Origin of the sequence: Armatimonas sp. (genome assembly GCF_043760365.1) — a bacterium.
In the GTDB taxonomy this organism is placed as follows: domain Bacteria; phylum Armatimonadota; class Armatimonadia; order Armatimonadales; family Armatimonadaceae; genus Armatimonas.
In genome coordinates this window covers 1-3001 of the sequence record NZ_JAYUPA010000892.1, presented here as the reverse complement: position 1 = coordinate 3001, position 3001 = coordinate 1, and the positions used below count along the sequence as shown (strand labels likewise).

The window sequence follows — 3001 nt, the reverse complement described above, 5'->3', positions numbered from 1 at the left end:
ATCACTTCCCCTATGCAAATAGACCTGCCAGATTTTGCGCTCGTTGTCCTTGTGGGCGCGTTTGGCGGCGGTCTCAGAGCGCTTCATTGCGACAGAGCACCATCTGCTGGAACCGAATCGTTCGGAAAGCGTGAAGGCACTAGGAGACTGGTGGGACAAAAAAACAGAGGAAGGCATGGAAGGAATTATTGTCAAGGTTCGCGAATCTATCCCGGTTCGGAATGGTTTCTCGTCCTTGCGTATCTTCGGATAATCTACGGCCCTGAGTACACAGACCCGCAACATCTCTCCCGCTTGCGTGAGCGAGGTCTGACGGGAAAGAGATCGCTGGCTCTCCGAGAGTTCGCTCTTGGAATCGAGGGACTGGAGAGGTTCGTCCGTAAAGAACCGCCTCGCCAGGTGCATGAGTTCGTCTTTGCAACCCTTGCCCTGGAATCGGAGCCGGTAGATCCACGATTATAGGGCGAAACCTGGAAGCCCTGAGCGACGTCTATAAGAGTTATAGGTAGGAAAACATCCGTTTAGCACGTTTCCTGTTAGAAACGATAGGGAACTTACTAACAAATTTTACCGTTAATACATAAGACATTCTTAGCTCCGCTGAGCGGAGCATGAACAGGGGAGGTTTGAGAAAACCTCCCCGTTGGGTATAAGAAAGAAATGACTACACTAACGCCGGATACCATAGAAGAACAGAAACGGGATACGGCGGAGGCGCCAACGACGGCTCTCTCCGAGTCGGAAGTTGCGCCACTCGCACCTGAGGAAGAAGAGACTCCTGATCCCATGAAGGAGTTCTCTTTCACGGCATTTGTCGCCGACCGAGGGGGGGCGAACAGTGTGGCACTTCTCACACCCCGCCAGGAGCGCTGGCTCGCTCGCTGCGTCGAGCGCGGCGGCAAGCAGGGCGAGCGCGCCCGTGAGATCCTGGTCAACGCCAACCTGCGCCTTGTCACCAGTATCGCCAAGAAGTACCAGAACCGTGGCATCGCCATGGAGGATCTGATCCAGGAAGGCACTCTGGGGCTTATCCATGCCGTGGATAAATACGACTGGCGACGCGGCTTCCGTTTCTCCACCTACGCCACCCACTGGATTCGCCAGGCACTGGGCCGCGCCGTCGAGAATCAGGGACGCACGATTCGTCTGCCGTCGCACGCCATCGAGAGCCTAGGCAAGATCAAGCGCACTCGTGAGATGCTCGCCACGCGCTTCAACCGTGTCCCCACCCCTCAGGAGATCGCACACGAGATCAGCCTGCCCGTGGATAAAGTCGAGACGCTCCTGGAAGCCGAGACGCCCGAGCCCATGAGCCTGGATGCGCCCGCAGGCGATTCCACCACACGTCTGGGCGACTTACTGCCCGCAGAAGACGCCACTAGCCCGTCGTCGCGGATCTTCCGCCGGGCACTGCGCGATGAGATTAACAAGGCGCTGGATCACCTGAGCAGCCGGGAGAAAGAAGTACTCTCCCTGCGTTACGGCCTCTCAGAGGATCAAGAGCAGCCCATGACCCTGGAGCAAGTGGGCAAGGCGCTTCATCTTTCCCGAGAGCGTGCCCGCCAGATCGAGGCGGGAGCCCTCCAAAAGCTCCGCCGAAGCGAAGTGGGTGGTCGCCTCCGCGACACCGTAATCGCCTAAAATAAAAAGCCCGCCAGCTGGCGGGCTTTTTTTATTGCTCCACTGCCGGAAAGCCGGCGTGCTCCAGCCGCGTGACAATGGCCTCCACGGATACCAGCACTAAATCGTGGGCCACCGCGACCGTCTTCGCCGCGATGTCCACTTTGACATCAGAGATTCCCTCCACTTTGCCAAGGGCCTTCTGGATAGCACTGGCACAGCCACCACACTCGATATCCGGGGCTGAGAAAACAGTCTGTTTCATGAACTAAAATTTTATCGAAAAAAAATGCCTCTGACCAGCACTGGCCAGAGGCGGAGGGAGAGAAGGATTTGGAGAGAAAATTCTAAGAGAATGTTCTCTACAGTTTAGTACTCTGTGCAAGAGGCATGCCTAAACTACCTGGCAAACCAGCGGGTTTTAAGCGGATTGTGTAATCCGCTTGCGACGGTCTATAATAGAGGGCGCATTTCGCGCTAGGAGAACTAACACTGTGGCCCAGAACTGGTCCAAGCCTGTTGATGTGGAGCTGGAGACACTCATCCGTGCCCGCTACCCCATTATCTATATTGTCTCGTGGGAAGAACGACGTGTCGAGGAGACGCTTCGCGAGATCTGTCAGAAGCGTGGCAAGAAGCTGATCCAGTGGACAATCACCAGTGGGCTAGGGGGCAATGTCGCCTCGCGTGATCCGCTGGCCGCGCTCGATCAAGTGCTCGCCGCTCCCGACCAGACCGTCTTTTTACTCAAGGACTTCCACCCCTTCATGAACGACCACATGGTCGTCCGCAAGCTTCGTGACCTTGTCTTTGCCCTCAAGACTAGCTTCAAGACCCTGATTCTGCTCTCGCCGACACTTAAGCTACCCGTCGAGCTAGAAAAAGAAATCACGGTGGTGGACTACCAGCTCCCGACTCCTAAAGACATAGATCGCTTGCTCGAAGGCATTATTCAGTCCGTGCGCTCGAACAATCAAATTGATGTGAACCTTACGCCCCTGGAGCGCGAGCAGATCTTAAAAGCCGCGTCGGGCCTCACGAGTAACGAAGCCGAGAATGTCTTTGCCAAGTCGCTGGTAGAGAAGCGAAAGTTCGATATAGACGTCATTCTCTCCGAAAAAGAGCAGATTATTCGAAAATCTGGGATTCTGGAGTACTACCCCGCCAGCGAGGCTTTCTCGGATGTCGGTGGTATGGATTTACTTAAAGAGTGGATGAGTCAACGCACCGCAAGCTTCACCGATGCGGCCCGTCAGTACGGCCTTCCCGAGCCCAAAGGTGTTTTATTATTAGGGGTCCAAGGCTGTGGAAAGTCGCTCACCGCAAAAGCAATCGGTTCACTCTGGAAACTGCCACTACTGCGCCTAGATGTCGGCAAAAT

The 3001-nt window shown here is 55.4% G+C and carries 4 protein-coding genes and 1 pseudogene; 4 read left to right on the top strand and 1 reads right to left on the bottom strand.

From position 1 onward, the window contains the following. Positions 1-34 precede the first annotated feature (34 nt). The 3 genes from ACH2EH_RS22190 (at position 35) to ACH2EH_RS22180 (ending at position 1641) form a co-directional block, all read left to right on the top strand. On the top strand, positions 35-253 hold the full coding sequence (locus tag ACH2EH_RS22190; protein ID WP_395145171.1) for a hypothetical protein: 219 nt from the start codon (positions 35-37) through the stop codon (positions 251-253). Beyond that, positions 151-462, top strand: a complete 312-nt coding sequence (locus ACH2EH_RS22185) for a hypothetical protein (RefSeq protein ID WP_395145169.1) — start codon at positions 151-153, stop codon at positions 460-462. The genes ACH2EH_RS22190 and ACH2EH_RS22185 overlap by 103 nt, the downstream gene beginning before the upstream one ends. A 198-nt stretch (positions 463-660) precedes the next feature. Continuing rightward, positions 661-1641 (top strand): RNA polymerase sigma factor RpoD/SigA, encoded by a 981-nt coding sequence (locus ACH2EH_RS22180; protein ID WP_395091726.1) that lies wholly within the window; start codon positions 661-663, stop codon positions 1639-1641. A 31-nt stretch (positions 1642-1672) separates the two neighbouring features. Here ACH2EH_RS22180 and ACH2EH_RS22175 read toward each other — a convergent pair whose 3' ends face one another. Beyond that, on the bottom strand, positions 1673-1885 hold the full coding sequence (locus ACH2EH_RS22175) for a heavy-metal-associated domain-containing protein (RefSeq protein ID WP_395145167.1): 213 nt from the start codon (positions 1883-1885) through the stop codon (positions 1673-1675). A 229-nt stretch (positions 1886-2114) separates the two neighbouring features. Between ACH2EH_RS22175 and ACH2EH_RS22170 the strand changes: the two are divergent. After that, positions 2115-3001: pseudogene (locus ACH2EH_RS22170) on the top strand (ATPase); the annotation flags it as partial.

Bases quoted from the DNA above. Each gene is read 5' to 3' on its own strand.
- ACH2EH_RS22180 (WP_395091726.1), top strand. From the start codon at position 661: ATGACTACACTAACGCCGGATACCATAGAAGAACAGAAACGGGATACG.
- ACH2EH_RS22175 (WP_395145167.1), bottom strand. From the start codon at position 1,885: ATGAAACAGACTGTTTTCTCAGCCCCGGATATCGAGTGTGGTGGCTGT.